This window comes from Janthinobacterium sp. SUN100, from assembly GCF_030397705.1.
Classification (GTDB): Bacteria; Pseudomonadota; Gammaproteobacteria; order Burkholderiales; family Burkholderiaceae_D; genus Janthinobacterium; species Janthinobacterium kumbetense.
Map to the genome: position 1 here is coordinate 310,121 of NZ_JAPUBU010000001.1, position 26,812 is coordinate 336,932.

General features: G+C 62.0%; 23 protein-coding genes and 1 tRNA gene. 13 read left to right on the top strand and 11 right to left on the bottom strand.

Features of this window, described 5'->3' with window-relative positions; all coding sequences use genetic code 11:
• Position 1: 1 nt before the first annotated feature.
• The gene (locus O0881_RS01185) at positions 2-928 is read right to left on the bottom strand and encodes an STM4015 family protein (RefSeq protein ID WP_289909714.1); all 927 of its coding nucleotides are present in this window, start codon (positions 926-928) and stop codon (positions 2-4) included.
• Positions 929-1,127: 199 nt separating this feature from the next.
• Between O0881_RS01185 and O0881_RS01190 the strand changes: the two genes are divergently transcribed.
• On the top strand, positions 1,128-2,228 hold the full coding sequence (locus tag O0881_RS01190) for a PEP-CTERM sorting domain-containing protein (RefSeq protein ID WP_289909716.1): 1,101 nt from the start codon (positions 1,128-1,130) through the stop codon (positions 2,226-2,228).
• 33 nt (positions 2,229-2,261) lie between these two features.
• On the opposite strand, the gene O0881_RS01195 is transcribed toward O0881_RS01190, so the two are convergent.
• Positions 2,262-2,837, bottom strand: coding sequence for an XRE family transcriptional regulator (locus O0881_RS01195; RefSeq protein WP_077403922.1), 576 nt, complete (start codon positions 2,835-2,837; stop codon positions 2,262-2,264).
• 221 nt (positions 2,838-3,058) lie between these two features.
• On the opposite strand from O0881_RS01195, the gene kbl reads away from it, so the two are divergent.
• The 3 genes from kbl to O0881_RS01210 are packed head-to-tail and all read left to right on the top strand — an operon-like array spanning position 3,059 to position 6,720.
• Entirely contained in the window at positions 3,059-4,285 is a 1,227-nt protein-coding gene (kbl, locus tag O0881_RS01200; RefSeq protein ID WP_289909717.1) for a glycine C-acetyltransferase, read from the top strand.
• A gap of 20 nt (positions 4,286-4,305) precedes the next feature.
• The gene (locus O0881_RS01205; RefSeq protein WP_099664155.1) at positions 4,306-5,271 is read left to right on the top strand and encodes an NAD-dependent epimerase/dehydratase family protein; all 966 of its coding nucleotides are present in this window, start codon (positions 4,306-4,308) and stop codon (positions 5,269-5,271) included.
• Between the two features lie 48 nt (positions 5,272-5,319).
• Positions 5,320-6,720, top strand: coding sequence for an L-serine ammonia-lyase (locus tag O0881_RS01210; RefSeq protein WP_289905150.1), 1,401 nt, complete (start codon positions 5,320-5,322; stop codon positions 6,718-6,720).
• 68 nt (positions 6,721-6,788) lie between these two features.
• On the opposite strand, the gene O0881_RS01215 is transcribed toward O0881_RS01210, so the two are convergent.
• Positions 6,789-7,529, bottom strand: coding sequence for an AAA family ATPase (locus O0881_RS01215; RefSeq protein ID WP_099664153.1), 741 nt, complete (start codon positions 7,527-7,529; stop codon positions 6,789-6,791).
• A 95-nt stretch (positions 7,530-7,624) separates the two neighbouring features.
• The gene (locus tag O0881_RS01220) at positions 7,625-9,157 is read right to left on the bottom strand and encodes a hypothetical protein (RefSeq protein WP_289909718.1); all 1,533 of its coding nucleotides are present in this window, start codon (positions 9,155-9,157) and stop codon (positions 7,625-7,627) included.
• A gap of 171 nt (positions 9,158-9,328) precedes the next feature.
• Between O0881_RS01220 and thrC the strand changes: the two genes are divergently transcribed.
• The 3 genes from thrC to moaD are packed head-to-tail and all read left to right on the top strand — an operon-like array spanning position 9,329 to position 12,301.
• Positions 9,329-10,810, top strand: a complete 1,482-nt coding sequence (thrC, locus tag O0881_RS01225; protein ID WP_289909721.1) for a threonine synthase — start codon at positions 9,329-9,331, stop codon at positions 10,808-10,810.
• Positions 10,810-12,036 (top strand): gephyrin-like molybdotransferase Glp, encoded by a 1,227-nt coding sequence (gene glp / locus O0881_RS01230; RefSeq protein ID WP_289909723.1) that lies wholly within the window; start codon positions 10,810-10,812, stop codon positions 12,034-12,036. The genes thrC and glp overlap by 1 nt, the downstream gene beginning before the upstream one ends.
• 10 nt (positions 12,037-12,046) lie before the next feature.
• Positions 12,047-12,301 (top strand): molybdopterin converting factor subunit 1, encoded by a 255-nt coding sequence (moaD, locus tag O0881_RS01235; protein WP_289909725.1) that lies wholly within the window; start codon positions 12,047-12,049, stop codon positions 12,299-12,301.
• A gap of 47 nt (positions 12,302-12,348) precedes the next feature.
• On the opposite strand, the gene O0881_RS01240 is transcribed toward moaD, so the two are convergent.
• A complete protein-coding gene (locus O0881_RS01240; protein ID WP_289898082.1) occupies positions 12,349-12,591 on the bottom strand; it encodes a hypothetical protein in 243 nt (80 codons plus the stop codon).
• Between the two features lie 155 nt (positions 12,592-12,746).
• Here O0881_RS01240 and O0881_RS01245 point away from each other — a divergent pair, with 155 nt between their 5' ends.
• Positions 12,747-13,988 carry a TIGR03862 family flavoprotein gene (locus O0881_RS01245; protein WP_289909727.1) on the top strand — a complete coding sequence of 414 codons (1,242 nt, stop codon included), beginning with the start codon at positions 12,747-12,749 and terminating at the stop codon, positions 13,986-13,988.
• Positions 13,989-14,095: 107 nt separating this feature from the next.
• Here O0881_RS01245 and O0881_RS01250 read toward each other — a convergent pair whose 3' ends face one another.
• From O0881_RS01250 to hpnC, 6 genes are all read right to left on the bottom strand, one after another.
• Positions 14,096-14,902 carry a head GIN domain-containing protein gene (locus O0881_RS01250; RefSeq protein WP_289909729.1) on the bottom strand — a complete coding sequence of 269 codons (807 nt, stop codon included), beginning with the start codon at positions 14,900-14,902 and terminating at the stop codon, positions 14,096-14,098.
• 10 nt (positions 14,903-14,912) lie between these two features.
• Positions 14,913-15,701 carry a DUF1700 domain-containing protein gene (locus O0881_RS01255; protein WP_289898080.1) on the bottom strand — a complete coding sequence of 263 codons (789 nt, stop codon included), beginning with the start codon at positions 15,699-15,701 and terminating at the stop codon, positions 14,913-14,915.
• 19 nt (positions 15,702-15,720) lie between these two features.
• On the bottom strand, positions 15,721-15,876 hold the full coding sequence (locus tag O0881_RS01260) for a hypothetical protein (protein ID WP_289909730.1): 156 nt from the start codon (positions 15,874-15,876) through the stop codon (positions 15,721-15,723).
• A 130-nt stretch (positions 15,877-16,006) separates the two neighbouring features.
• A complete protein-coding gene (hpnE, locus tag O0881_RS01265; protein ID WP_289909732.1) occupies positions 16,007-17,386 on the bottom strand; it encodes a hydroxysqualene dehydroxylase HpnE in 1,380 nt (459 codons plus the stop codon).
• On the bottom strand, positions 17,379-18,212 hold the full coding sequence (gene hpnD / locus O0881_RS01270) for a presqualene diphosphate synthase HpnD (protein ID WP_077403957.1): 834 nt from the start codon (positions 18,210-18,212) through the stop codon (positions 17,379-17,381). The genes hpnE and hpnD overlap by 8 nt, the downstream gene beginning before the upstream one ends.
• A 46-nt stretch (positions 18,213-18,258) precedes the next feature.
• Entirely contained in the window at positions 18,259-19,140 is an 882-nt protein-coding gene (gene hpnC, locus O0881_RS01275) for a squalene synthase HpnC (RefSeq protein WP_289909733.1), read from the bottom strand.
• 289 nt (positions 19,141-19,429) lie between these two features.
• On the opposite strand from hpnC, the gene O0881_RS01280 reads away from it, so the two are divergent.
• The 5 genes from O0881_RS01280 (at position 19,430) to clpP (ending at position 26,729) form a co-directional block, all read left to right on the top strand.
• Positions 19,430-20,593: an efflux RND transporter periplasmic adaptor subunit gene (locus O0881_RS01280; protein ID WP_289909736.1), complete on the top strand. Its 1,164-nt coding sequence runs from the start codon at positions 19,430-19,432 to the stop codon at positions 20,591-20,593.
• Positions 20,590-23,688, top strand: a complete 3,099-nt coding sequence (locus O0881_RS01285; RefSeq protein WP_289909737.1) for an efflux RND transporter permease subunit — start codon at positions 20,590-20,592, stop codon at positions 23,686-23,688. Before O0881_RS01280 ends, O0881_RS01285 begins: the two co-directional genes overlap by 4 nt.
• Before the next feature lie 189 nt (positions 23,689-23,877).
• Positions 23,878-23,960: transfer RNA gene (locus O0881_RS01290), tRNA-Leu, on the top strand.
• Between the two features lie 725 nt (positions 23,961-24,685).
• The gene (tig, locus tag O0881_RS01295; protein ID WP_077409110.1) at positions 24,686-26,026 is read left to right on the top strand and encodes a trigger factor; all 1,341 of its coding nucleotides are present in this window, start codon (positions 24,686-24,688) and stop codon (positions 26,024-26,026) included.
• 76 nt (positions 26,027-26,102) lie between these two features.
• Positions 26,103-26,729 carry an ATP-dependent Clp endopeptidase proteolytic subunit ClpP gene (gene clpP / locus O0881_RS01300; protein WP_034787300.1) on the top strand — a complete coding sequence of 209 codons (627 nt, stop codon included), beginning with the start codon at positions 26,103-26,105 and terminating at the stop codon, positions 26,727-26,729.
• Positions 26,730-26,812 lie beyond the last annotated feature (83 nt).

The following is a 26,812-nucleotide window of genomic DNA, read 5'->3' on the forward strand; positions in this document are numbered from 1 at the left end:
CTTATTCGCCCACGGCCACGTAGCGGTAGCTTTCGCCGTCGTCTTCGTCCGCTTCCTGCGGGTCGTCCAGCACCACCTCGAAGGGCAGCGCCTTCAGCTTGGCCTGGTTTTCTTCCGAGATGTAGTGGTGCGACAGGTCCAGGCGTTTCAGCTTGCCCAGCTGCGTGTGATTGAGCACGGCCACGGCGCCCAGGTCGCCGATGGTGCCCAGCGACAGGTCGAGCGTGTCGAGCTGCGCCACCAGCGGCTCTTCCGCCAGCCAGACGGCCAGGTCGTCGGCGATTTCCGCGTCGCGCAAGCCCAGGTAGCGCAGGGTCGGCACGGTCAGCTGCGCCAGCACCTTGCGATACAGGTCGACGTCGCCCGAGAAGCCGTATTCCTCGGTGCCCAGCCACAGTTCCAGGTGTTCCAGCCGCGGCATGCTCGATTGCGCCAGCGCTTCGGCGATCTTTTGATCGAGGCCGCCCGTTTCGATGGTGAAGCGGCGCAGGTGCTGGTGCGCGAACGGTTCGATGACGAGCTCATTGCCGCCGCGGATGCGCAATTCTTCCAACTGCGGGAAGGCGTCCAGCAGGGGCTTGTAGCTGCCTTGCACGATCCACGAGATTTCGCATTCCTCGTACGTCATGTCGCCGATGAACAGGGCGCGCACATTGGGCAGTTGCGGCGCGTGAGCGATCAGCGCGGCGATCACTTCGTCGGCGCCCGATTCGTACGGATCGCCCCACATGCCGATGATCAGCGCCTCAAGCGCATTCTTGTCGCTTTTTTCCAGGAAGCCGGCGATCAGGTCTGGCATCTTGCGCTTGTCGTCGTATTCGAGCGACAAACGGTAGACGATGTCGGGCGAGGCGTCGAAGGGCAGGTCAGGGTCGTACTGGACGACTTTCTTGTTGTGGAAGGTGGTGGTGCTGTCGGAAATCGTCATCGGTAAGGCTCCATGAAGGGCAGTGGAAATCTTGTCTAGTCCGAAATCTTAGCATGGGCATAAGGGCTTATTGCACACTGCTGGCCCCTGCAAGGGGAGCCATCAATGCCTATTTTGCATCAAAGTTATCAAAAAGGTTTACCTTTTTCATATTGTCGATTATCTTATTAATTTTATTGGAAAATTGACAATGAAACCGATGCATAAAACCCTGTGTTTCTTGCTGTTGAGCGCTGCGACAACGACGGCGTTTGCACAAATCCTGCCTGCACCTGCACCGATTTTCTCTTCGACAACATTTGCGCTCCCCTCGACTGGCCGTTTGCAGTGGGGCGGCATCACGGCGCTGGGCGAACTGTATGGCTATGTTCAGCTGAATGGCGTGGACATGTGGTACGGCACCTCAGGCTCGGCAGTGACGGCCGTGCCTGCGGCTCAGGCAACGAATATGCTGCGTGGCGGCAATATTGCAGGAGACTTGCTGCTGCGCTCCACCGCCGCCGATGGCACCTTGCACATGCAACTGCAGTCGGGCAACACCCTGACGTCGCTGGATATTCCCGGCCAGGTGTCGTGGACCGGTCAAGTTAATGCGTCGGGGAAAGTTGCGTTTGGCGCCACCGTGGTCGACAGCCAGACCAAGGTCAGCAGCACCAACGCCTATCTGTACGATTCCGCATCGGGCATTACTCCCCTCGGTACGCTGGGCGGCGCCTGGAGTAGTGTTTCAGCAATCAATGATCATGGGGTTATCGTCGGCAACTCCTCGACGGCCGGCGGCAAGCAGCACGGTTATATCTATGAAAATGGTGTGATGAGAGACATCACGCCCACGATCAGAGACGCCGAGGTGAAGATGCGAGGGATTAACAATGCAGGGGAAATCGTGTTCAACCAGTACTTCCCCAATGCCCCCTGGCCGGTTCCCTACCGCGCCTTCAAGATGGTGGACGGCAGCTGGAGCGGGATCAACTCCATGTCGGAAGCGCTCGGGATCGATGGCAAAGGGAACGTGGTGGGCATCAGCCTTTCAGGTGCGGAATCCATTATCAATATGAATGGCAACACCTATATGCTGGCCGACCTGGTCGATGGCATGGAAGGCTGGCGCAATCTGCAAGTCAATGGCATAAACGAGGCTGGCCAGATCGCCGCCAGCCGCTGCAACGACCGCTTTTGTGAAGTGATCCGCCTCGACCCGCTCAGCGCCGTGCCGGAGCCTGAAACCTATGGCATGTTGCTGGGCGGCCTGGCATTGCTCGGCTTTGTCAGCAGGAAGCGCCGGCAGCGCCAGGTCTGACGCCGGAGCCGTACGCCGCGTTGCTGGTGGCCACTAGCGGTGGATCACCACCAGCAGCGCTTTTCCTTCCGTCTTGCCCAGGTTGCGTATCGTATGCGGCAAGTCCGCCGGATACCTGGCCGTGCCGCCATTCTTGACCTTTTTCTTCGCCGTCCCCACTTCCAGTTCCAGGTTGCCGTGGATCACCGTCAAATGTTCGGTGGTACCCGGATCGTGCGGCTGCGACGCCAGCTCGCCGCCCGGCGCCAGGGTCACCTCATACCATTCATATTTGCCGGCCAGTTCCATCGGTCCGAGGATGCGCAGCACGTAGCCCGCGTGGTCGCCGGGCAGGGTGGGGGTTTCGTGGGCGTCCGTGATGCGGATGGTTTCCACGGCTTTTTCCGCGCTCGACAGCAATTCGCCAATCTGCACGCCCAGGGCGTTGGCCAGGCGCCACGTGATGGCGATGGTGGGATTGGCTTTTTCGCGCTCGATTTGCGACAGCATGGACTTCGAGACGCCCGCGATGCGCGACAAATCCTCCAGTGTCAGGCCGCGCGCAAGGCGCAGCCGTTGCAGGGTGGCGCCCACTTCGGGCGGAGAATTGGTCGAAACGCTGGTTTTCATCGGCAGGTGGCTTGCAAAGTTCAAAAGGCTTGGGTAATATCCACTATATTGAATTTCAGTTCGAAATAGTGGATTTTGAGGAAAAACACGGAAACGTGTAGACTTCAAACAGCGCTTCACGGTACAGCATTGTGCGCGCACCGGTCAAGCGGACGCTTTTCCCTATGGCAACTGAGCTCACCCGGATAGCACACATACAACAGGGACACACAAGGATCATCATGAGCGAGCAAGCGAAGAACACCTTTTTCAGCGGTCTGCAACAGAATCTCGATCAACTGCGCCAACAGGGCTTGTACAAGCCCGAGCGCGTGATCGCCTCGCGCCAGGGCGCCGAAGTGGTGTGCGACGATGGCCGTACCCTGATCAATATGTGTGCGAACAACTACCTGGGCCTGTCCGGCGACGTGCAGACGCAGGAAGCGTCTATTGCCGCCACGCAAAAATATGGCTACGGCCTGTCGTCCGTGCGTTTTATTTGCGGCACGCAAACCGTGCATAAAGAACTGGAACAGGCGATTTCCGCTTTTCTGGGCACGGAAGACACGATTCTGTATGCGGCCGCATTCGACGCCAACGGCGGCGTGTTCGAGCCCCTGTTCGATGAAAATGACGCCATCATCTCGGATGCGCTGAATCACGCTTCCATCATCGACGGCATCCGCCTGTGCAAGGCTGGCCGCTACCGCTACGCCCACAACGACATGGCCGACCTGGAAGTGCAGCTGAAAGCGGCGATTGCCGCCGGCAAGCGCCATAAAGTCATCGTCACGGACGGCGTATTCTCGATGGATGGCACGATCGCGCAACTCGACAAGATCTGCGACCTGGCCGACCAGTACGGTGCGCTGGTGATGATCGACGAATGCCACGCTTCCGGCTTCATGGGCGCGACGGGCCGCGGCACGCACGAACACCACAATGTGATGGGCCGCATCGACATCATCACGGGCACCCTGGGCAAGGCCCTGGGCGGCGCCATGGGCGGTTTCACGTCGGCACGCAAGGAAGTCATCGACACCCTGCGCCAGAAATCGCGCCCTTATCTGTTCTCGAACACCCTGGCGCCATCGATCGCCGGCGCTTCGCTGTCGGTGCTGGAGCGCCTGGCCAAGTCGACGGAACTGCGCGACCGCCTGCATGAAAACACGGCCTTCTTCCGCAGCGAAATCGAACGCATCGGCTTCACCATCAAGCCGGGTACCCATCCTGTCGTTCCCGTGATGCTGTTCGACGCTCCCGTGGCGCAGAAATTCGCCGCCCGCCTGTATGAACTGGGCGTGCTGGTGACGGGCTTCTTCTACCCGGTTGTGCCGATGGGCCAGGCCCGGGTGCGCGTGCAGCTGTCGGCCGCCCACACCCGCGAACAGCTGGTGCAAGTGCTGGCCGCCTTCGAGCAGGCTGGCAAGGAACTCGGTTTGCTGACCGCCACGACCACTACCAACTAACAAGAATTCAGGAAAATAGCATGGAACGCATCTTAGTCATTGGCGCAAACGGCCAAATCGGTAGTGAACTGGTGGGCGCACTGGCGCAGCAGCACGGCGCGGACAACGTCATCGCCAGCGACATCGGCACGAATAATCTGTACCAGGCCAAGCGCTATGCGCAATTGAATGTGCTGGACAAGGACGGCCTGGCGAAAATCATCGCCGACGAAGGCATCACCCAGGTGTACCAGCTGGCGGCCATGCTGTCGGCCACGGGCGAAGCGGCGCCTTTGAAGGCGTGGAGCCTGAACATGGACGGCTTGCTCAATATCCTGGAACTGGCGCGCGAGCGGGGCGAAGCGGGCAAGCCGCTGCGCATCTTCTGGCCGTCGTCGATCGCCGCCTTCGGCCCGAACACGCCGCAAGTGAACACGCCGCAAATGACGGTGATGGACCCGACCTCGATGTACGGCATCAGCAAGCTGGCCGGCGAGCGCCTGTGCGAGTACTACTTCAACAAGTACGGCGTGGACGTGCGCAGCATCCGCTACCCGGGCATCATCAGCTACAAATCGCCTCCGGGCGGCGGCACCACCGATTACGCCATCGCCATCTTCCATGCGGCCTTGCGCGGCGAGCGCTATGACTGCTTCCTCGATGCGAACACCACCTTGCCGATGATTTACATGCCCGACGCCATCCGCGCCACCATCGAACTGATGGACGCGCCTGTGGCCCAAATCAAGATCCGCTCCTCGTACAACGTGGCCGGCGTGTCGTTCAACCCCGAGCAGCTGGCCAAGGCCATCGTGCGCATGGTCCCGGACTTCAAGATCAGCTACAAGCCGGACAGCCGCCAGGCCATCGCCGACAGCTGGCCGCAAAGCCTGGACGACAGCAAGGCCAGCGCCGACTGGGGCTGGAAGGCGCAGATCGGCGTCGAGCAGATGGTCACGGACATGCTGGCCAATGTCGATGTTGGGCATGCCGCCAAGGCTGCCTGAATCCAGCACCGGCATTCATAAAAACATACTAATATAAAGAGACACTACATGGACATGAGCGTATTTGACCTGTTTAAGATCGGCATCGGGCCGTCGAGTTCCCACACGGTGGGGCCGATGGTGGCGGCGCGGCGTTTTCTGGTCGAATACGGTCCGCTGGACCAGGTAGTGGGCGTCGAGGCGGCCCTGTATGGCTCGCTGGCGCTGACGGGCGTGGGCCATGCCACGGACAAGGCCGTCATTCTGGGCTTGATGGGCGAGACGCCGCAAGACGTGGCGCCCGATGCCGTCGACAGCAAGCTGGCCGCCATCGAGGCGGCCGGTGAAATCGCCTTGCTGGGCACGCACGTGGTGCCGTTTACGGCCGCCACGGGCTTGATCTGGCACAAGAGCGAATCCCTGCCTGAACATCCGAACGGCATGCGCTTTACCCTGAAACTGGCGGATGGCAGCCGCGTAGACAAAGTGTATTACTCGATCGGCGGCGGCTTTATCCGCGAAGCCGGCGAGGCCCAGGCCGAGGCGGCCGTGGAGTCGGCCGCCAGCGCGCGGGTCGTCTTCCCCTTCGATACCATGGAGCAGTTGCTGGCGCACGGCGTGGAAAGCGGCTTGTCGATTCCGGAAATGCTGCGCGCGAACGAATGCGTCAAGCGCAGCGACGATGAATTGAACGAGGGCCTGGACCGTATCTGGCACGTCATGCGCGACTGCATCGCGCACGGCCTGGAAACGACGGGCAACCTGCCGGGCGGCTTGAACGTGAAGCGCCGCGCCGCAAAATTGTGGCGATTGGCGCAGGAAGCGAAAGCATCCGACAACCGCGCCAACGACTTGCCGCACGACGCCGTGCACCTGGTCAGCCTGTACGCGATGGCCGTCAACGAGGAAAACGCGGCGGGCGGCCGCGTGGTGACGGCGCCGACCAACGGCGCCGCCGGCATCATCCCGGCCGTGCTGCGCTACTACGCGCAGGATTGCCGCCCCAGCGACCCGGTCGGCGGCGTGCGCCGCTTCATGCTGACGGCCGCCGCCATCGGCATGTTGTGCAAACGCAATGCCTCGATCTCGGGCGCCGAAGTGGGTTGCCAGGGCGAAGTGGGCGTGGCCTGCGCCATGGCGGCGGCCGGCCTGGTGGCGGCACTGGGCGGCACCAATGAGCAAATCGAGAATGCGGCCGAAATCGGCATCGAGCACCACCTGGGCATGACGTGCGACCCGATCGGCGGCCTGGTGCAGATTCCCTGCATCGAGCGCAATGGCATGGGCGCCGTGAAAGCCATCACGGCTGCCTCGCTGGCGCTGAAGGGCGACGGCACGCACTTCGTCAGCCTCGACGAAGTCATCGAGACCATGCGCCAGACGGGCGCGGACATGCAGGACAAGTACAAGGAAACGTCCTTGGGCGGGCTGGCCGTGCACGTCATCACGGTGAACCACGCCGCTTGTTGACGGCGACGTCCCGTACGATTCCCTAACATCGTGTATGTCGGCCTGCCGCAGTGCGCAAGCCGGCAGCTTTACTCCTCCTCAAACAACTGCTCCAGCCTTCTCGGGTAGTTATTCAGGAAATCGCGCGTCACGGCGTAGTGTTCCGTGTCTTCATACGCCACTTCGTGGATGCCGCCGCCCGTAAAACTGAGGATTTTCGCATTCGGATAGGCCAGCAGGATGGGCGAATGGGTGGCGATGATCAATTGCGAGTCGTCCTGCACCAACTGGTGGATCACGGACAATGCCGCCATCTGGCGGCTGGGCGACAGGGCCGCCTCGGGTTCGTCCAGCAGGTACAAGCCTTTTCCCCGCAGCTTGTTGATCAGGGTGGCCATGAACGCTTCGCCGTGCGATTGCGCGTGCAGCGACTTGCCGCCATAGCTGGCCAGGTATTCCGGCATGTCGTCCATGTAGGTGGCGACGTTGAAAAAGCTTTCGGCGCGCAGGAAATAGCTGTCCTCTGGTTTTTTATAACTCTTGCTCAGGCGCAAGTGCGCGTGCAAGCCCGATTCCTCGTCCGACGGCAGGGCGATGCGCACGTTGCGCGTGCCGCCATCCTTGCCGAAACCGAGGGCCACGGCCAGCGCTTCGAGCATGGTCGACTTGCCGCTGCCATTCTCGCCCACGAAAAACGTCACGTCGCGATGAAAGTCCATGTGCACGAAGTCGCGGATGGCGGGAATGGTGAACGGATAGTGGTCAAGGTCGACGACGGCGTCAGGGCGCAGCGCGGCGCTTTGCAAATACGGTTTTTTACTCAGCGACATGGCCGGTTCCATGAATGACCCGGAGGCGGGCCGACGGGTACCAGTGTGGCGCAAATCCGGCGCACGCGCCAGCACGCGCGCCGGATTTTTTGATATTACAGGTCGTTCAGGCAGTTGCCGAAGTAGTCGTTATAAAATGCTGTGGGTGCACCATTCTTGTCGAGCAAGCCAAAATGTCTACCGACATTGAGGCCTACACGATACAAAGTGTCGGCCGAGTTTTCTGTTCCGGCATAGCCTCGCTCCATCAATAATGCTTCGCGGGCATTATCCGTTAGGTGGGCAACTCGTCCTGCAAGCAGTGCGTCAAAAAGACAAATGTGTTCGCGTTCGTCACTTTCCTTGTACGCATCTTTACTGCCGACAGCCATGTATAGGCCAGCTTCGCCACCAGCGCTGATGCACTCCAGGTCAGCAACTGATCGTTCATGGAGGCCGAATTCGCCCTTTGCCAAAGGAAAACAATAGCTGTTTGCACTACTTTCCTTCAGCGTCTTTGTTTTATAGTTGTTCGTAAGCCATTTGGAAAACGCGGAAGAGCTTGGCTGGCCACCCTGGCGACGATAGGCGGTATAGTAAGTGAGTACGGTCGAAAAAGGGTGGCCGCTAGGTACGGCTCCGAATGTTCCTGATTTGGCTACCGCCGGCATCGTGGCTGCAACCGTATCTGCTGGACCAAAACACCGCAAGTCATACCCCAGCATGAACAAACTCGCTTCGAAGGCATGGCAGCGGGCGGCCATGTCGGCGCTGTCCGCCTTGAACCAGTCGCACTTTTCCAGCACGGCGCGCAGGATCCAGCCCAGCTTGACCTGCCACTGCGCCCAGTCCTGGCACGACACGGCCTTGCCAAAGAATTGCGGTGCGCCGGCAAAGCCGCTGTCGATACCCTTGGGATTGCGGATCTGCTTGCCGCGCGCGGCGCCCGAGGGGAAGGCCAGCCAGTGTTTCTTTGCCAGTTTGGCGCCTGCCTGGCTGCGGTACTGCGCATACAGCATGGCCATGGCCGCGCCCACGCGGCTGTCGTAGATGGGCGAGCCGCTGTCATCAAACAGGGCGTGGATCTTGGTCAGACCCGCGTCGAAGCGCTCCACGCTGTCCGTATCGAGCGCATCGAGCGGCGCATCCGAGTCGAGCGACATGAATGGCGCCAGGCGCGTGAAGTAGGCGGCCAGGCGGCCTTGCGCATGCAGGCGCTTCAGGAAGACGATGGCGCCGCGCACGCCGCCCCATTCGAGGATGGCCAGGCAGGCCGCCAGCACCTGGTCTTCATCCTGCCGCGCGATGGCGTCCTTCAGCCAGCCGCGCAGCAGGCCCAGCGAGGCGGTCGTCTCGCGCCAGTTGCCCGAGACGACCGCCTTGCCGCGCGCATCGGTCCAGCGGGTGTTCCACACATAGTGCCCCAGCACCGCTTCCAGGCCCGTCGCCTGCACGTCCAGGCCGCCCGGCACGAAGCGGCTGCGCGCCATCTTCAGCTGAAAGCGTTTGACCGGCAGTTCGGCCGCCAGCCAGTCGATAAAACCGCGTACATCGTCCTGCTTGAGAAAATCGTCACGCTTCGTGTGGGATGGCTGTGGCATGGTCGTCATGGGCAGGGTTGGCGCCCGCTTGGTCTGGAAAGCGGCCATGATACAGTTGCCGTGCGACAAGGTGTGTCGTTTGGCAACAGTCGCCGCTCGTATCAGGACGGCGGCGCCCGGGCAAACGCCACGCGATTCGCCTTGGACGGCGGCTGGCACTATAATATCCGCTGCCATTCATGATCAACCGCACTCAGCTCAACTGGACTCTTCAAATCTATGCACTACGTGTCTACCCGCGCTGATAAAGCGCCAATGAATCCGCAGCAATTCTCCGACATCCTCCTGGGCGGCCTGGCCCCCGATGGCGGACTGTATCTCCCTGAACACTACCCGCAAGTCACTGGTGCCGAGCTGAACGCCTGGCGCACATTGTCGTATGCCGACCTGGCCTACGAAATCCTGAAGAAGTTCGCCACCGATATCCCGGCCGCGGACCTGAAGGCGCTGACGGCGAAAACCTATACCAAGGCAGTCTACAAGAACGCCCGCGCCGGCGAAAACGCGGCCGACATCACGCCGCTGCGCGTGCTGGAAGAAAACGTCGTCAAGGGCGGATCGACCACCCTGATGCTGCAGGCGCTGTCGAACGGCCCGACCCTGGCCTTCAAGGACATGGCCATGCAGCTGCTGGGCAACCTGTTCGAATACACGCTCACCAAGCACGACGCCGAACTCAATATCTTCGGCGCCACGTCGGGCGACACGGGCAGCGCGGCCGAATACGCGATGCGCGGCAAGAAGGGCATCCGCGTCTTCATGTTGTCGCCGCACAAGAAAATGAGCGCCTTCCAGACGGCGCAGATGTTCAGCCTGCAAGACCCGAACATCTACAACATCGCCGTCGAAGGCGTGTTCGACGATTGCCAGGACATGGTCAAGGCAGTGTCGAACGACTTGCCGTTCAAGGCAAAACAGAAGATCGGCACCGTCAACTCCATCAACTGGGCGCGCGTCGTGGCGCAGGTGGTGTATTACTTCCGCGGCTACCTGGCGGCCACCACCAGCAACGAACAGAAAGTGTCGTTCACGGTGCCGTCTGGCAACTTCGGCAATATCTGCGCCGGCCACATCGCCCGCATGATGGGGCTGCCCATCTCGAAACTGGTGGCGGCGACGAATGAAAACGACGTGCTCGACGAATTCTTCCGCACGGGCGTCTACCGCGTGCGCAAGTCCGCCGAAACGTACCACACGAGCAGCCCGTCGATGGATATCTCGAAAGCGTCGAATTTCGAGCGCTTCGTCTACGACCTGGTGGGCCGCGACAGCGGGCGCGTACGCGCGCTGTTTACGAAAGTGGAAACGCACGGCGGCTTCGACTTGTCCGGCAAGCCGGGCAGCGATGGCGACGAGTTCAAGCTGGTGGCCAAATATGGCTTCAAGTCGGGCAAGTCCACGCACCAGGACCGCCTCGACACCATCCGCGACGTGGCCGACGACTACGGTATCACCATCGACACGCACACGGCCGACGGCATCAAGGTGGCGCGCGAGCACCTGGAGCCGAACGTGCCGATGATCGTGCTGGAAACGGCGCTGGCGGCCAAGTTCAACGAAACCATCCTCGAAGCGCTGGGCGTGGATGCGGAACGCCCGGCCGGCTTCGAGAACATCGAAGACTTGCCGCAAAAGTTCGTCGTGATGGATGCGGACGTGGAAAAAATGAAGGCGTACATCGCCTCGAACACGGGACTGTGATGACAGACGCGAGCACTGTACGTAAACCCATGCTGTCGGTGGCCGAGGCGCAAGCCTTCATGCTGGGCGCGGCGCGCCCGGTGGCCGACGTGGAGCTGGTCGACACCATGCGCGCCAACGGCCGCGTGCTGGCGGCCGCGCAAACGTCGACCCTGAACGTGCCCGAGCGCGACAACACGCAGATGGATGGCTACGCCGTGCGCGCGCAGGATTGCGCCAGCGGCGCGGCCAGCCTGCCCGTGTCGCAGCGCATCGCGGCCGGCCACGTGGGCCAGCCTTTGCAGCCGGGGACGGCGGCGCGCATCTTCACGGGCGCCCTGATCCCGGACGGCGCCGATTGCGTCGTGATGCAGGAGCAGTGCACCTTGCTTGATGGCGTGGTGACGGTCAATCACGTGCCGCACGCGGGCGAATGGGTGCGCCGCCAGGGCGAGGATATCCGCGCCGGCGGCGAGATCCTCGGCGCCGGCCGGCGCCTGCGCAGCCAGGAAATGGGCCTGGCCGCCTCGGTGGGGCTGGCGCAAGTGCCCGTGCTGCGCAAGCTGCGCGTGGCCGTGTTCTTCACGGGCGACGAGCTGGCCATGCCCGGCGAACCTTTGGCGCCGGGCGCCGTCTACAACTCGAACCGTTTTACCTTGCGCGGCTTGCTGGAAAATCTCGGCTGCGAGATCACGGACCTGGGCATCGTGCCCGACAGCCTGGACGCGACGCGCGCCGTGCTGCGCCAGGCGGCCCAGGGCAATGATTTGATCATCACTTCGGGCGGCGTGTCCGTGGGCGAGGAAGACCATATCAAGCCGGCCGTGGAAGCGGAAGGGCGCCTGAACATGTGGCAGATCGCCGTCAAGCCGGGCAAGCCGCTGGCGTTTGGCGAAGTGCAGGACGCGTTCTTTGTCGGCTTGCCCGGCAATCCCGTCTCCAGCTTCGTCACCTTTCTGCTGTTCGTGCGTCCGTTCATCCTGCGCCTGCAGGGCGTGGCGGGGAGCCTTGCGCCGCGCAGCTACAAGCTGCCGGCCGCGTTTGAACGGCTGAAGGCGGACAAGCGCAACGAATTCCTGCGCGCCAAGGTCAATGACGAGGGCGAGCTGGAACTGTTCGCCAACCAGAGTTCGGGCGTGCTGACGTCCACCGTGTGGGGCGACGGCTTGATCGATTGCCCGCCGGGGCTGTCGATCGCGCGCGGCGACATGCTGCGGTTTATCCCGTTTAACGAATTGCTGTACTAAGGAAGTCTTGATGAAGATCAATCTGCGATTTTTTGCCAGCGTGCGCGAGCTGGTGGGCACGGGCCAGGAAGCGCTGGAAGTGGCCGGGCCGCTGACGGTGGGCGAGGTGCGAACCCTGCTGATCGCCCGCGGCGGCAACTGGGAATATGCGCTGGCGCAGGGACGCGCGCTGCGCATGGCGCATAATCAGGTGATGTGCGATGCCGATACCGTGACAGGCGACGGCGACGAAGTGGCGTTCTTCCCGCCCGTGACGGGCGGCTGATCCCGCGCGCCAAATGAAACGGCCACTTCATCGAAGTGGCCGTTTTTTCATGGCGTCTTGGTTTTCGGCTTGCTGGCCGTGGTATCGCCGCAGGTGGCGCAGGCGATGGCTTTCTTGTAGCGCCAGTATTTCGAGCCGATGAAGATGGCTGACGCCACCAGCGACCAGGCCAGCGCGCTGAGGATGTCGGCGCGGCTGGTGGTGCCCTTGCTGTACTCGACCACCGTCAGGATGATGAATAAAATCGAACTGGCCAGCAAATAACGGGAAATCCAGAATCCTGCGCCCATGTGTTTCTCCTCTTGTCGTCGCGTTGTCTCGTGAAGTCGAAGTGCCGATCGCTGCAGCATGTCCGCGCAGTATGCATCATTTTTCGGCCTTCTTGCCATCCGCCGGCCTTATCTCGACTAAAATGCCGGGGTTTTCACCGTCTTTCCAGCTCGCCATGACCCAAACCAGTTCCCCTCCGTTTCACATCGCCGTCATCGGCGGCGGCCCCGCCGGCCTGATGGCCGCCCAGGCGGCCACCGACCAGGGAGCCAGGGTGGAGCTGTTCGACGCCATGCCGTCCGTCGGCCGCAAATTCCTGCTGGCGGGGCGGGGCGGCATGAATATCACGCATGCGGAAGGCTACCAGGCCTTTGTCTCGCGCTACGCCAGGCAAGCGCACCGGGTGAAACCGGCGCTGGACCAGTTCGGCCCGCAAAAGGTGCGCGACTGGGTGCACGGTCTGGGCGTGGAAACCTTCGTCGGCTCCTCGAACCGCGTCTTCCCGACCGACATGAAGGCGGCGCCCTTGCTGCGCGCCTGGCTGCACCGCCTGCGCGAAGCAGGCGTGCAATTTCACATGCGCCACCGCTGGACGGGCTGGCAAGACGGCCGGCTGGCCTTCGCCACGCCGGACGGCGAACGGCTATTCGCTTTCGACGCCGTGATCCTGGCGCTGGGCGGCGGCAGCTGGGCGCGGCTGGGATCGGATGGCGCCTGGGTGCCGCTGCTGCAAGGGCGCGGCGTGGCCGTGACGCCCCTGGCGCCGGCCAATTGCGGCTTCGACGTGGACTGGAGCGAGTATTTCCGCAGCCGTCATGCGGGCGAGCCGCTGACCACCGTGGCCATCACGGCGCGCGACATCGATGGCTTGACGATCAAGCGCCAGGGCCAGTTCGTCATCACGGCGGGCGGCGTCGAGGGTAGCCTGATCTACGCGCTGTCGGCCGCGCTGCGCGAGCAGATCGCCGCCGAGGGCAGCACCACCATCTGGCTCGACCTGGCGCCCGACCACAGTCATGAACGCGTGTTCGAAGAAGTGACGCGCCCGCGCGGCGCCCGCTCCATGTCCAGCCACCTGAACAGCCGCCTGGGCATCAAGGGCGTGAAATCGGGCTTGCTGCGCGAATGCCTGAGCGCGGCCGACTTTGCCGACGAAGCCAAGCTGGCCGCCGCCATCAAGCTGCTGCCAGTCACCTTGCAGCGTCCGCGCCCCATCGATGAAGCCATCAGCAGCGCCGGCGGCGTGGACTTCGAAGGCATCGATGGCAGCATGCTGTGTGCCATGCCGGGCGTGTTCCTGGCGGGGGAAATGCTGGACTGGGAAGCGCCGACGGGCGGCTACCTGCTGACGGCCTGCCTGGCGCAAGGCAAGGCGGCCGGCGAGCAGGCCGTGGCATGGCTGGAAGAGAATTCTTGAAATCACAACGGCATTGAATCGTTGGCGCCACGACGCCGCTCACCATCGTAGCGAGCAGCGCCAGCTGCAAATCGCGCCGCGCAGTCGATTGTGAGCGGTTGTCCTCATCAGTGCCAGATGATGTCGCCCGAGCCGCTCTTCTGCGTCTCGCGCTGGCGCGGGTTGCCGTGGACGTGGATGTCGCCACTGCCGCGCACGGTCAGGTTGGCGGCGTCGCGCACGAAGACGGTGCTCGTGCCCGAGCCTTGCAGGCTGACGCTGGCCTTGTCGGCGGCCAGGTGCTCGGCATCGATGTCGCCTGAACCGCTGAGGTCGGCGCGCAGGAATTTCGTGTTGCCGCTGGCGGCGATGCGCCCGGAGCCCACCATTTCCAGCACCACGCTGTCGCTGTTGCCGGCATTGATGTCGAGGTCGCCACTGCCGTTGACGGTGGCTTGTACCTGCTTGTAGCGTCCCGTGAAACTGACGTCGCCGGAACCTGTTAATTCCAGGATGAAACTGTCGCCGGAAAAGCCCGTGATCTTGCTGTCGCCATTGCCGTGGACTTCGACGCGCACGAGGGCTGGCAGCACCAGTTCCACCTGCAGCGGCTGGCGATGGTGGAACAGCATGCCTTTCGGGCCGATATGCATGGTCGTGCCATCCTGCGTGGTGTCGACGTTCGACAGCAAACGCTGTTCGCCGCTGACCTTCAGCGATGGCGTGGCGCCGCGGCGCAGCACCAGGTCGATGGGGCCGGCCAGGTCGATGCTGGTGATATCGGCGGAAATCGGGCGCGTTTCGCTGCGCACGGCGCGGCCGGCAGCGCTGCTGGGATTGCTGATTCCCTTGGCGCGCAGCGCCGCATACGACATGGCGATCAGGACCAGTGCCAGCAAGAGCATGGACAGGCCAACTTTGAGCAAGCGTTTCATGGCAGCCTTTCTAGTGACCTTTGAGCAGGGAAACATTCATGGCAACGTAGCGCTTGATGCCGATCAAGGTATAGCGCGTTACGACCAGACTGAGCAGGAAGATGGCGATGCCGCCGAGCAGCATGCCCACGCCAAACACGGTTTGCGTGGTGCGCGCATCGCGGTCCATGTCGGTGGAGATGCGGATGCCGCCGCCGGCCAGCGCTTCGGCCCGCTCCATCATGCGCGATGAGGCGCCCGGTGCCTCGGGTGTGGACTCGGCCTTGACGGGACCGGGCACGTGGTCGACTTCGATGCCCGTGTCGCCGATGGTGATGCGCGTTTCGCGCCGTTCGCCGCCTTCGCCGCCGTCATCGTCATGGATGAAGACGTGGCGCAGGGGGCCGTCGAGCACCAGTTCGTTGGCGCCGGACAAGCCGCTGGCCGTGATGGCGATGCCGGCCAGGTAAAAGCTCAGGCCGACGGCGTACAGGGTGGCCAGCAGGGCCGCGTAGACGGCGGCTGGCACGACCATGAACAGGTTGAAGATGGCCAGTCCCACCAGCGAGACGAGCAGGCGCAGCAGGTTGACGGGCGTTTTCTTTTGCTCGAAAGCCTGGCGATGGGTGCTGCTGCGCAAGGTGAGGGCGATTTTTTTCGGGTCGCCCAGGTCGTCGGCGATTTCGTGCTCGCTGCGGCCGGCCGCAGCGCCTTCGATGAAGGTCTGTTCGTAATAATCGAGGGTCTTGGCCACCAGATCCGGTGGCAAGCCCGCCAGTGCGCGCCGCAGCGCGTCGAGATAATCTTGCTTGTTCATCATATTCTTCCTGTCCGCCGCTTCAGCCCACTGCCGGCAGCAACATGCTTGCCTGGCTCAGCAGCAACGGTGCCTGTGGCCCCTGCTGTACCTGCATGACGATCAAGGTGGCCAGCGCCACACCCGCCAGCAGCGCCAGGGCTTTCAAGCTGTTTTTCAAGTGCAAGGTGGTGTGCATGGTATTCCCCGTGGCATGGCCGTTGTCGATGATCAGACTGTACCCAAGCGCACGCGAGCACACCAGCGCGGTGCGACAGAATGCAATTTCGCGGGGGCGAGCGACGCCAGGGGAGGATGCACCGTCAAGTCTACTTTGCCGCTTTGCCCGTGGTGACGACCTTGGCGGCCGCCACGCCGCTGCGCACGGCCGCCTCGATGGTGGCCGGATAGTCTTGCGTGCGGTCGTCATTCGCCGTGTAGTCGCCGGCCAGCAGCAGGCCCGGCACGCCGCTGGCGTTGCCGGGACGCGCCAGGTCCGGCGTGCAGGCAAACGTGGCGCGCTTTTCCGTGATCAGCTGGGTCCACAGGGGCTGGGCCAGGGCAGGGCGCTGCAAGACCTGCGCCAGCTGGGCCGCGATGGCTTGCGCCAGCGGCCCGTGGCCTTGCTCGGCGGCAGGGCCGGAAGCGCTGATGACGACGGCCAGCAAGCCGGCCTGTTTGCTGTCGAGTTGGCCCCGGTCGAAGACGAACTGGCCCCAGTGCCGGTTCGCCGGCGTATCGACGAGGGCGTAGAACGGCAAGTCCAGGCGCACCGAGGCGTCGTATTGCAGGTAGCAGGTGCTGATCGCTTCCGGCGTGAAGGCTTGCATTTTGGTAATAACGTCATCGAGGCGCGCGTCCTGCAAGCCTTGCAGCAGGCCGGCCGCTTGCACGGACGAAGTGGCGACGATGACGCCGTCAAAGATATCTCCATCGTCGACGCCGTCATCGAGTCGCCAGCGGCCGTCGGGCAGCGCCTGCAGGGCGGCCACCTTGGCGCCCGTGCGCACTGCGCCGCCATGTTGTTCCACATAGCGGGCGGCCGCGTCGGGCAAGACACTGCTCAGGTCCGCCTTCGGGACCAGCATGTCGGAGGCGCGGCGGCGGCTGGCGCCCAGGCTGTCGCGCAGCACGTTGAGGAAGACGCGGGCCGAGGCGCGCTCGGGCGGGGTATTCAGGGCGGCCAGGCACAGCGGGTGCCACATCAGCCGGTTCAGGCGGTCCGTCTGGTCGAAGCGCTGCAGCAATTCGTTGACCGTGCAATCGTTGTACAGTTGCCAGCCCATCGTCCGCATGGCGGTGGAAAAGCGCATCAGGGACAGTTTGTCGGCGCGCAATAATCCCGTGGCGCGCAGCAGGGCCCAGACCAGGTGCAGCGGCGCGGGCAGGCGGGGGGCGATGAAATCCATGCCCCCGGAGCCGGCCGGATAGCGCATCTGCAGGGGCAGCGTAAGGATCAGTTCGTCCGGGTCTTGGCCCGCCAGTTTGATCAGGCGCAAGGTTTCCGTGTAGGCACCCAGCAAGATATGCTGGCCGTTGTCGAGCACGGTGTTTTCTCTCTCGACGCGGCGCGCGCGCCCGCCCAGGGTGCGCGCCGCCTCGAAGACGGTCACCGGGTGACCGGCGCGCGCCAGCTCCATGGCCGCCGCGCAGCCAGCCCAGCCGGCGCCGATGACGGCGTAGCGTTGCTTCACGATAGGCTTAGCCACGAACCCAGGTCTTCCAGGCCAGCCACAGTTTGCGGATCGGCGTGAGCGAGATGCGCTGTTTCAGCACGTGGTAGCCGTCGCGCTCGACTTCGTTGAGCAGGGTGCGGTAGATGGCGGCCATGATCAGGCCCGGACGCTGGGCGCGGCGATCCTCGGCCGGCAACAGCGCGAAGGCTTCGTCATACGCCTTTTGCGCGCGCGCCACCTGGAAACGCATGAGGTTTTCAAAGTTTTCGCTGTGGCGCGCGTTCAGCAAGTCGGCCGCCGTCACATTGAATTGCTGCAATTCGCTGATCGGCAGGTAGATGCGCCCCTTGCGCGCATCTTCGCCCACGTCGCGGATGATGTTGGTCAGCTGGAAGGCATGGCCCAGTTTTTCCGCGTATAGCAGGGTTTCCGGGCGGGTCGCGCCAAAGATGCTGGCTGACAAGATACCCACCACGCTGGCCACATGCCAGCAATAGCGGCTCATGGCCTGGTAATCGAGGTAGCGGGTCTGGTTCAAGTCCATTTCCATGCCGTCGATGATGGCCTGCAAATGCTTTTCTTCCAGTTGATACACGGCCAGATGCGGTTCCAGCGCGCGCATCACGGGATGCGTGGGGATGCCCTCGTACATGGCCTTGACTTCCTTGCGCCACCAGACCAGCTTGGTGCGTGCCACGGCTTCGTCCGTGCATTCATCGACCGTGTCATCGACTTCGCGGCAGAAGGCGTACAGGGCCGTGATGGCCTTGCGGCGCTCGGCGGGCAGGAACAGGAAGCTGTAGTAGAAGCTGGAGCCGCTCTGGGCGGCCTTTTGTTGGCAGTATTCGTCGGGGGACATAGTCAAAAGAGCAAGGGTTGCAGATCGAAGCCGCTATTCTATCGTCTTACAGAGTGGGCGACGGGGGAAAAGCCGTTTTTACTTGTGTCTCTTGATGCAAGCTTTTGCGCGACATGCGCAGGGCGCGCCAGAAAATGATCAGCCAGTCGCGTTTCTCCAGCTTGGGACGGCGCCGGAACACGTCGTAATTGACGGCTTCGATGCATTCGAGGATGCGCAAGCCGCCTTGCACCACCAGGCGCAATTCCCAGCCGATGCGCCCGCGCAAGCGCAGGGCCAGCGGCGCGCCGGACAGCATCAGGGCGCGCGTGCGGGCCACTTCGAAGCGCATCAGGGCGCTCCACTTGCCGTGTGCTTCGGGCCGCTCGAAGGCGGCGGCGGAGACGGCAAAGCGGCTCAAGTCTTCCATCGGCAGGTAGATGCGCTCTTTTTGCTGGTCGATGGCAACGTCTTGCAAGAAATTAATTAGTTGCAAAGCTGAACATATCGCATTGGAATCGCGTACATTCTGTTCATCGGCCGCGCCATACAGGTGCAGCATCAGCAGCCCCACGGGGTTGGCCGAGCGGGCGCAGTAATCGAGCACATCGTCATAACTGGCGTAGCGCGTCGTTTCCACATCCTGTTTAAATGCCGACAGCAGATCGTAGAACGGCTTCAGCGGCAGCTGGTGTTTGGCGATGACGGCGGCCAGGCGCTCGAACATGGCGGCGTTCTCGCCGGCATGGCCTTCGTGGCGGTCCATGCGGCCCAGTGCTTCTTCATAGGCGTGCAGGGCCGCCAGGCGCTCGGCCGGCGTGGCGTCGCCCTCATCGGCCAGGTCGTCGGCGCTGCGGGCGAAGGCATAGATGGCTTCGACGGCGGGCACCAGGCGGCGCGGCAGTAAAAATGATGCAACAGGAAAATTTTCGTAATGGTCTACAGGCATGAACACACTTCTCTAGTCTTGCGTTTGTCCGGCACCCTCACACGCTGGAATGGGGCCGGACGTTGTACGTCTCAAGATTAATGACGCAAAAGTCACTAAAAACTTTTACGCACGATTATAATTAATAACCAGAAAGTCATTAGGGGAAAATCGCTCCCCGCGATGACCAAGCTGATATTGTCACAAATTTAAGGATATCGCGTGCGAAAAAGTTTGGCTTGGCCCACAGGACAAGCAAAAAGTTTCTCCGCATAAAAATATTGCAGCCCGCATAGTAAAGGAAAATACCTTGTTTGCCCTGAAAACCCTGCGCCGCGAGACCGGCGCTCCCGCACTTCCCGCCCTGCGGCTGATTGCCGCCGCCGCCCTGGCGCTGACCCTGGCGGCTTGTTCCAAGCCTGCCGTCAAAGTGGAAGACGTGCGCCCCGTGCGCGCGATCGTATTGTCTAGCAGTAATGTTGACGTGAGTGCCGAGCTGTCGGGCGAGGTCGTGCCCCGTGTCGTATCGCAGCTGGGCTTCCGCGTGGGTGGCAAGATCGTCGCGCGCAAGGTGGACGTGGGCGCCAGCGTCAGGAAGGGGCAAGTGCTGATGCAGCTCGACCCTGCCGACTTGCAGCTGTCGCAGGCGCAGGCCAAGGCGTCGCTCGTCAGCGCGGAAACGAGCCGCGACCTGGCGCGCGCGGAATTGAAGCGCTACCAGGATTTGCGCGAGAAAAATTTCGTCAGCCAGGCCGTGCTTGACGGCAAGGACGCCACCTACAAGGCGGCGCAGGCGAACGTGGAAGCGGCCCTGGCCCTGTACCGAGGCCAGGCGAACCAGTCCGGCTATGCCAGCTTGCTGGCCGACGTCGATGGCGTCGTCACGCGCATCGAGGCCGAAGTGGGGCAGGTGGTGGCGCCCGGCGCGCCCGTCGTGCAAGTGGCGAAGAGCGGCGAGAAGGAAGTCGTGATCGGCATTCCTGAAGACAAGGTCGAGACCTTGCGCGGCGTCAAGGATGTGGTGGTGCGCCTGTGGGCCGACCCGAAGCAGGGCTTGCCGGGCAAGATACGCGAAGTGTCGCCCGTGGCCGATGCCGCCACGCGCACCTATATCGCCAAGGTCAGCATCCCGGACGCGCCGCAGGCGCGCCTGGGCATGACGGCCGTGGTGCAGTTCGCCTCGCAGACGGCCACGCCGCAGATCAAGGTGCCGCTGACGGCCCTGTTCAATGAGAAATCGCAAAGTTCCGTGTGGGTGGTGGAAAACGGCGCCGTGAAGCTGGTGCCGGTGACGGTGGGCGGCGTGGCGGGCAATGAGCTGCTGCTGACCTCGGGCGTGAAAGCGGGCCAGACCGTGGTCACGGCCGGCGTCAACCTGCTCAAGCCGGGCCAGAAAGTGACCATCCTCGGCGCCGAACTGGCCAGCAAGCCAGCCGCCGGTGCCGCCGCCGTCAGCGTGGGTGCGGCCAAATGAAGGGCGGCTTCAATCTGTCGCGCTGGGCGCTCGAACACATCCCGCTGACGCGTTACTTGATGGCCGTGCTGCTGATCGGCGGCATGCTCAGCTACGCCAGCCTGGGCCAGGATGAAGATCCTCCGTTTACTTTCCGCGCCATGGTGCTGCAAGCGTACTGGCCCGGCGCCACGGCCTTGCAGATGGCCGAGCAGGTGACGGACAAGCTGGAAAAGAAGCTGCAGGAAACGCCGTACATCGACGAAATCACCAGCTATTCGAAGCCGGGCGAAACCCTGATCCTGCTGGAACTGCGCGAATCGGCGCCGCCCAAGGAAACGGCCGCCGCCTGGTACCAGGTGCGCAAGAAGATCGGCGACATCCAGGGCACCTTGCCGGCCGGCGTCGTGGGCCCGTTCTTCAATGACGAGTTCGGCGACACGTATGGCTCCATCTTCGCCCTGTCCGGCGACGGTTTTACGTACGCGGAAATGAAGGATTACGCGGACAAGGTACGCCAGGAATTGCTGGCCGTGGGGCAGGTATCGAAGGTGGAACTGTTCGGCGTGCAGGATGAAAAGATCAATATTGTCTTTTCTCACAAGAAATTTGCCCAGCTGGGCATTCCTTTCGACGCCATCGTGCAGCAACTGTCCGCGCAGAACAGCATCAACGCCACGGGCGTGCTGGTGACGCCGACGGACAATCTGCAAGTGCGCGTGACGGGCGCCATGCTGACCGTCAAGGACCTGGAAAACCTGGAACTGCGCGCCAACGGCACCACCTTCCGCCTCGGTGATTTTGCTACCGTGAAACGTGAACTCATCGATCCGCCGAAGGACAAGATGCGTTTCAACGGCAAGGAAGTGATCGGCCTGGGCGTGTCGATGGAAAAGGGCGGCAATATCATCGACATGGGCAAGGCCTTGCAGGCAACGGTCGCGCGCATGAAGAGCGAATTGCCGGTCGGCATAGAGCTGCAGCGCGTGTCGAACCAGCCGGAAGCCGTGTCCGCCTCCGTGGGCGAGTTCGTGCACACCCTGGTCGAAGCGATTCTGATCGTGCTGGCCGTCAGCTTTGTCGCGCTGGGCTTGCACACGAAACCGCTGCGCATCGACGTGCGTCCCGGCCTGGTGGTGGCGCTGACCATCCCGCTGGTGCTGGCCGTCACCTTCCTGTTCATGCGCCTGCTCGACATCGACTTGCACAAGATTTCGCTGGGCGCCCTGATCATCGCGCTGGGCTTGCTGGTCGATGACGCCATCATCGCCGTCGAGATGATGGTGCGCAAGATGGAAGAGGGTATGTCGCGTTTCGACGCGGCCACCTTCGCCTATACGTCGACGGCCATGCCCATGCTGACGGGCACCCTGATCACGGTGGCGGGCTTTTTGCCCATCGGCCTGGCCAAGTCGGCCGCCGGCGAATACACGTTCTCCTTGTTCTCCGTCAATGCGCTGGCCCTGATCATTTCGTGGGTGGTGGCCGTCGTCTTCACGCCCTACATCGGCTATGTCTTGCTGAAAGTCAAACCGCACGCGCACAACGACCATGAATTGTTCGATACGCCGAACTTCCGCCGCTTCCGCCGCGCCGTCACCTGGTGCGTGGAATGGCGCAAGACGACGATTGCCGCCACCCTGGCCATCTTTGCGCTGGGCATCTACGGCTTTAACTTTATTGAAAAGCAATTCTTCCCCGATTCCAGCCGTCCCGAACTGATGGTGGAACTGTGGTCGCCCGAAGGCACGACGTTTGCCGCGAATGAAAAGCAGGTGAAGAAATTTGAAGCCTTCGTGGGCAAGCTCGACGGCGTGGAAAGCGTCACCAGCTATGTCGGCACGGGCAGCCCCCGTTTCTACTTGCCGCTGGATCAGATCTTCCCGCAGACCAACGTGTCGCAGGTGGTGGTCTTGCCGAAGAGCCTGGCCGACCGCGAACGCTTGCGCCAGCAAATCGTCGATGTCTTCAAGAAAGATTTCCCGGAAGTGCGGGGCCGCGTCAAACTGTTGCCGAACGGACCGCCCGTGCCGTATCCCGTGCAATTTCGCGTCACGGGACCGGAAGTGGCCGGTGTGCGCGCCATCGCCGACCAGGTCAAGGACATCATGCGCGCCAATCCGAACACCTTGGGCGTCAATGACAACTGGAATGAATCGGTGAAAGTGCTGCGCCTGGACCTGGACCAGGACAAGATGAGGGCGCTGGGCGTCACGTCGAAAACGGTGATGCAGGCGGCCAATACGATCCTGTCGGGCACGGTCATCGGCCAGTTCCGCGAAGACAATAAGCTGATCGATATCCAGGTGCGCCAGCCACTGGAAGAGCGGGCGACGATTTCCGTGTTGAATGACACGAATATTCCGACGGCGACGGGCAAGTCCGTGCCCATCTCGCAGCTGGCCCGCGCGCATTTCGTGTGGGAACCGGGTGTCGTCTGGCGCGACAAGCGTGAATGGGCCATTACGGTGCAGTCGGACGTGATCGACGGCATCCAGGGCGCCACCGTGTCGACGCAGCTGGCGCCGCAGCTGGACGCCTTGCGGTCCAAGTTGCCGGCCGGCTACCGCATCAATGTGAAGGGTGTGGCGGCCGACAGCGGCGAAGCGGAAGCGTCGATTTCGGCGAACTTGCCGCTGGCCATCTTCATCATCTTCACCTTGCTGATGCTGCAACTGCACAGTTTCTCGCGTTCCCTGCTGGTCTTCCTGACGGGGCCGCTGGGCGTGGCGGGCGCCGCGTTTGCCTTGCTGCTGCTGCACCGTCCGCTGGGCTTCGTGGCCAACCTGGGCGTCATCGCGCTGTTCGGCATGATCATCCGCAACTCGGTGATCCTTGTCGACCAGATCGAGCAAGACATCCGCGATGGCTCGGCCCCATGGGACGCCATCATCGACTCGGCCGTGCGCCGCTGCCGTCCCATCGTGCTGACGGCCGCCGCCGCCGCGCTGGCCATGATTCCGTTGTCGCGCTCCGTGTTTTGGGGGCCGATGGCGGTCGCCATCATGGGTGGCCTGATCCTGGCGACGGCCTTGACCCTGCTGTTCCTGCCGGCCCTGTATGCGGCCTGGTTCCGGGTCAAGAAGCCGGCGCCAGCGACCGCAAAAGAAGGCTAGCCGCCAGCGCCAGGGCATAGGCAAAAAAAGGCGGCATTCCTCTGGGAAATCCAGTAGAATGCCGCCTTTGCTTTACCGAGGGCTTGCTCGTTGAGTCCGCGGTAGCCAGATCGCTCCCGAGTTGTTAAAATCAGGGAGGCGCAGACGACAGTCTGCGCGGCGGCAGCCTGTTGCTGGTAGTGAAAAAATGCGGATGTGGTGGAATTGGTAGACACGCTGGTCTTAGAAGCCAGTGCTTCGGCTTGGGAGTTCGAGTCTCCCCATCCGCACCAATCCGGGTTGTTCCAGCCCGGACGTGCAGCACCATCAAGTTGTTCTTCAGCCTCGTTCAGGCATCTTCCTGTTTTTTCTTCCCGTTCTTCCCGTGTTTTCGTCATGGGATGCGTCTTCCATCGCGCTATTTTTCGTCCGGCACGGCAGGATAGGGCGGGGTATGGGCGGCGATTTGCCTGAAAAATGGCCAAATTGAGATAAATCAAAGGTTTTTTGCCCGAAATCTTCGCTATGAGCGCATTTCTTTGTTTCGGACGGGGCGCCAGTTCGCATATACTAATGAACGAAGCAGGCTGGAAAGCCTGTCTCTGGCGAAACAAAGAATGCCGGGGCAAGAGTAAAGACAGGGCACCCCCAGGCTGTGGCGACTCGTTCGCCGCCGCTGGTATCCTCTGTGGCCGCGCTGCAAAGCCAGCCACTTTCCCGAAGTCCTTTGTTATAATGCCACGCTTTACCGAATGATGGCCGGCCCTGCATTTACTTAGAAGCAAGGCTGGCCGCTCGGAGCCCTGTCGCAGTACTGGAAGCGGCGGATTGTTTGGTGCCTGGTGCGGGTTTTCCCTCAGCCGGGTAGACCAGGTCCATTGTCCTGTTTGCAGTACTTTTACAGATGATATATGCGAGCGAGTGAAGCTGGACCCATGTCTTGCCGCCAGTGATGGCGCAAGGGGTCGGGTCTTCTTTTCTCGCACCAACAGTGTTTATTTTTTGGACGATTTTTTACATGGCAACTGCAGTCGAAACCTTGGGCAAACTCGAACGTCGTATCACGATCTCCTTCCCGCTGACGGACGTCCGCACGGAAGTTGAGAAGCGCCTGAAAGTGCAAGCCCGTACGGCTAAGGCACCGGGCTTCCGTCCGGGCAAAGTGCCGTTGAAAATGGTCGCAGCACAATACGGCTACCAAATTGAATCGGAAGTGCTGAATGACAAAGTCGGCCGCGCGTTCAACGACGCCGCCAACGAAAACAATCTGCGCGTGGCCGGTTTCCCGAACATCGTGCCGAAAGAAGAAGCAGCCGAAGGCCAGCTGGCTTTCGACGCAACGTTCGAAGTGTATCCGGAAGTCGCCATCGGCGACCTGACGGCCGTTGAAATCGAAACCGTGCAAGCCGACGTGTCGGAAGCCGAAATCGACAAGACCATCGACATCCTGCGCAAGCAGCGCGTGCACTTCCACACCAAGGGCGAAGCCGGCGAACACGGCGACGGCGGTGAGCCGATCGCTGCCAACGGCGACCGCGTGACCGTCGACTTCGTCGGCTCGATCGACGGCGTTGAATTCCCAGGCGGCAAAGCTGAAGGCTACGCTTTCGTGCTGGGCGAAGGCCGCATGCTGCCAGAATTCGAAGCAGCGACCCTGGGCCTGAAAGTGGGCGAGTCGAAGACTTTCCCATTGTCGTTCCCTGAGGACTACCACGGCAAGGACGTAGCCGGCAAAACCGCTTCGTTCACCATCACCCTGCAAAAGCTGGAATGGGCGCACCTGCCGGAAGTCGATGCCGAATTCGCCAAATCGCTGGGCGTTGCCGATGGCGACCTGGCCAAAATGCGCGAAGACATCAAAGTCAACCTGCAACGCGAAGTCGCTGGCCGCGTGAAAGCACGCAACAAGGAAGCCGTCATGGACGCGCTGATCAAAGTTGCTGAGCTGGAAGTGCCAAAAACGCTGATCGCTCAGGATTCCGAGCGCCTGGCCGAAATGACCCGCCAGGACATGGCGCAGCGCGGCATGAACGTCAAGGACGTGCCTTTCCCAGCAGAACTGTTCGCAGACAAAGCCGAGCGTCGCGTACGCCTGGGCCTGATCCTGTCGCAACTGGTGGGCGACAACAAGCTGCAGGCTACGCCTGAGCAAGTCAAGGCGCAAATCGAAGATTTCGCCCAAAGCTACGAAGATCCACGCGAAGTGCTGAAGTACTACTACAGCGACCGTCGTCGTCTGGGTGAGATCGAAGCCCTTGTATTGGAAGAAAACGTCGTCACTTACGTGTTGGGCCTGTCGAAAGTCACGACGAAAGCAGTTGCTTTCGACGAACTGATGGGAAGCAACGCACAAGCGTAAACCAGTTGGTATTGGGATGCCGCCTCTTGCCGCAAGGGAAGGGGCGTATCCCCTAACTGCTTCACAAGGAAATGAAATGACAGGTATGAACCGTAATCCAGCGCTGGACACAGAGATGCTCGGCCTGGTGCCGATGGTGGTGGAACAAAGCGGTCGCGGCGAGCGCTCGTATGATATTTACTCGCGCCTGCTGAAGGAACGCTTGATTTTCATGGTCGGCCCGGTCAATGACCAGATGGCCAACCTGGTTGTCGCCCAGCTGCTGTTCCTGGAAAGCGAAAATCCGGAAAAGGAAATCTCGCTCTACATCAACTCGCCAGGTGGTTCGGTCTCGGCCGGCATGGCCATCTACGACACCATGCAGTTCATCAAGCCGGACGTCTCGACCCTGTGTACGGGCATGGCTGCTTCGATGGGCGCTTTCCTGCTGGCCGCTGGCGCCAAGGGCAAGCGTTTCTCGCTGCCGAACTCGCGCATCATGATTCACCAGCCGTCCGGTGGTTCGCAAGGCATGGCGTCCGACATCGAGATCCAGGCAAAGGAAATCCTTTACCTGCGCACCCGCTTGAACGGCATCATGGCCGAGCGCACGGGCCAGACGATCGAACAGATCGCCAAGGACACCGACCGCGACCGTTTCATGTCCGCCGACGAGGCCGTTGAGTATGGTTTGATCGACAAAGTGTTGACCAGCCGCGCTTGATGAGCCCCTACCGGTATTGCTAAGTACGTAAGTAAACGCCCGGGCGCTCAAACGTTCGGGCGTTTCGCTTTTATTTCGGGTAG

What these genes read in the sequence shown, in the direction of transcription:
- hpnD (WP_077403957.1), bottom strand. Translation starts at nt 18,212, where the DNA reads ATGTCCCCCGACGAATACTGCCAACAAAAGGCCGCCCAGAGCGGCTCC.
- O0881_RS01195 (WP_077403922.1), bottom strand. Translation starts at nt 2,837, where the DNA reads ATGAAAACCAGCGTTTCGACCAATTCTCCGCCCGAAGTGGGCGCCACC.
- clpP (WP_034787300.1), top strand. Translation starts at nt 26,103, where the DNA reads ATGACAGGTATGAACCGTAATCCAGCGCTGGACACAGAGATGCTCGGC.
- O0881_RS01260 (WP_289909730.1), bottom strand. Translation starts at nt 15,876, where the DNA reads ATGCACACCACCTTGCACTTGAAAAACAGCTTGAAAGCCCTGGCGCTG.
- moaD (WP_289909725.1), top strand. Translation starts at nt 12,047, where the DNA reads ATGAAGATCAATCTGCGATTTTTTGCCAGCGTGCGCGAGCTGGTGGGC.
- O0881_RS01245 (WP_289909727.1), top strand. Translation starts at nt 12,747, where the DNA reads ATGACCCAAACCAGTTCCCCTCCGTTTCACATCGCCGTCATCGGCGGC.
- kbl (WP_289909717.1), top strand. Translation starts at nt 3,059, where the DNA reads ATGAGCGAGCAAGCGAAGAACACCTTTTTCAGCGGTCTGCAACAGAAT.
- O0881_RS01255 (WP_289898080.1), bottom strand. Translation starts at nt 15,701, where the DNA reads ATGATGAACAAGCAAGATTATCTCGACGCGCTGCGGCGCGCACTGGCG.
- O0881_RS01185 (WP_289909714.1), bottom strand. Translation starts at nt 928, where the DNA reads ATGACGATTTCCGACAGCACCACCACCTTCCACAACAAGAAAGTCGTC.
- O0881_RS01285 (WP_289909737.1), top strand. Translation starts at nt 20,590, where the DNA reads ATGAAGGGCGGCTTCAATCTGTCGCGCTGGGCGCTCGAACACATCCCG.
- hpnC (WP_289909733.1), bottom strand. Translation starts at nt 19,140, where the DNA reads ATGCCTGTAGACCATTACGAAAATTTTCCTGTTGCATCATTTTTACTG.
- O0881_RS01190 (WP_289909716.1), top strand. Translation starts at nt 1,128, where the DNA reads ATGCATAAAACCCTGTGTTTCTTGCTGTTGAGCGCTGCGACAACGACG.
- O0881_RS01250 (WP_289909729.1), bottom strand. Translation starts at nt 14,902, where the DNA reads ATGAAACGCTTGCTCAAAGTTGGCCTGTCCATGCTCTTGCTGGCACTG.
- glp (WP_289909723.1), top strand. Translation starts at nt 10,810, where the DNA reads ATGACAGACGCGAGCACTGTACGTAAACCCATGCTGTCGGTGGCCGAG.
- O0881_RS01205 (WP_099664155.1), top strand. Translation starts at nt 4,306, where the DNA reads ATGGAACGCATCTTAGTCATTGGCGCAAACGGCCAAATCGGTAGTGAA.
- thrC (WP_289909721.1), top strand. Translation starts at nt 9,329, where the DNA reads ATGCACTACGTGTCTACCCGCGCTGATAAAGCGCCAATGAATCCGCAG.
- O0881_RS01220 (WP_289909718.1), bottom strand. Translation starts at nt 9,157, where the DNA reads ATGGCCGCTTTCCAGACCAAGCGGGCGCCAACCCTGCCCATGACGACC.
- O0881_RS01210 (WP_289905150.1), top strand. Translation starts at nt 5,320, where the DNA reads ATGGACATGAGCGTATTTGACCTGTTTAAGATCGGCATCGGGCCGTCG.
- tig (WP_077409110.1), top strand. Translation starts at nt 24,686, where the DNA reads ATGGCAACTGCAGTCGAAACCTTGGGCAAACTCGAACGTCGTATCACG.
- O0881_RS01240 (WP_289898082.1), bottom strand. Translation starts at nt 12,591, where the DNA reads ATGGGCGCAGGATTCTGGATTTCCCGTTATTTGCTGGCCAGTTCGATT.
- O0881_RS01215 (WP_099664153.1), bottom strand. Translation starts at nt 7,529, where the DNA reads ATGTCGCTGAGTAAAAAACCGTATTTGCAAAGCGCCGCGCTGCGCCCT.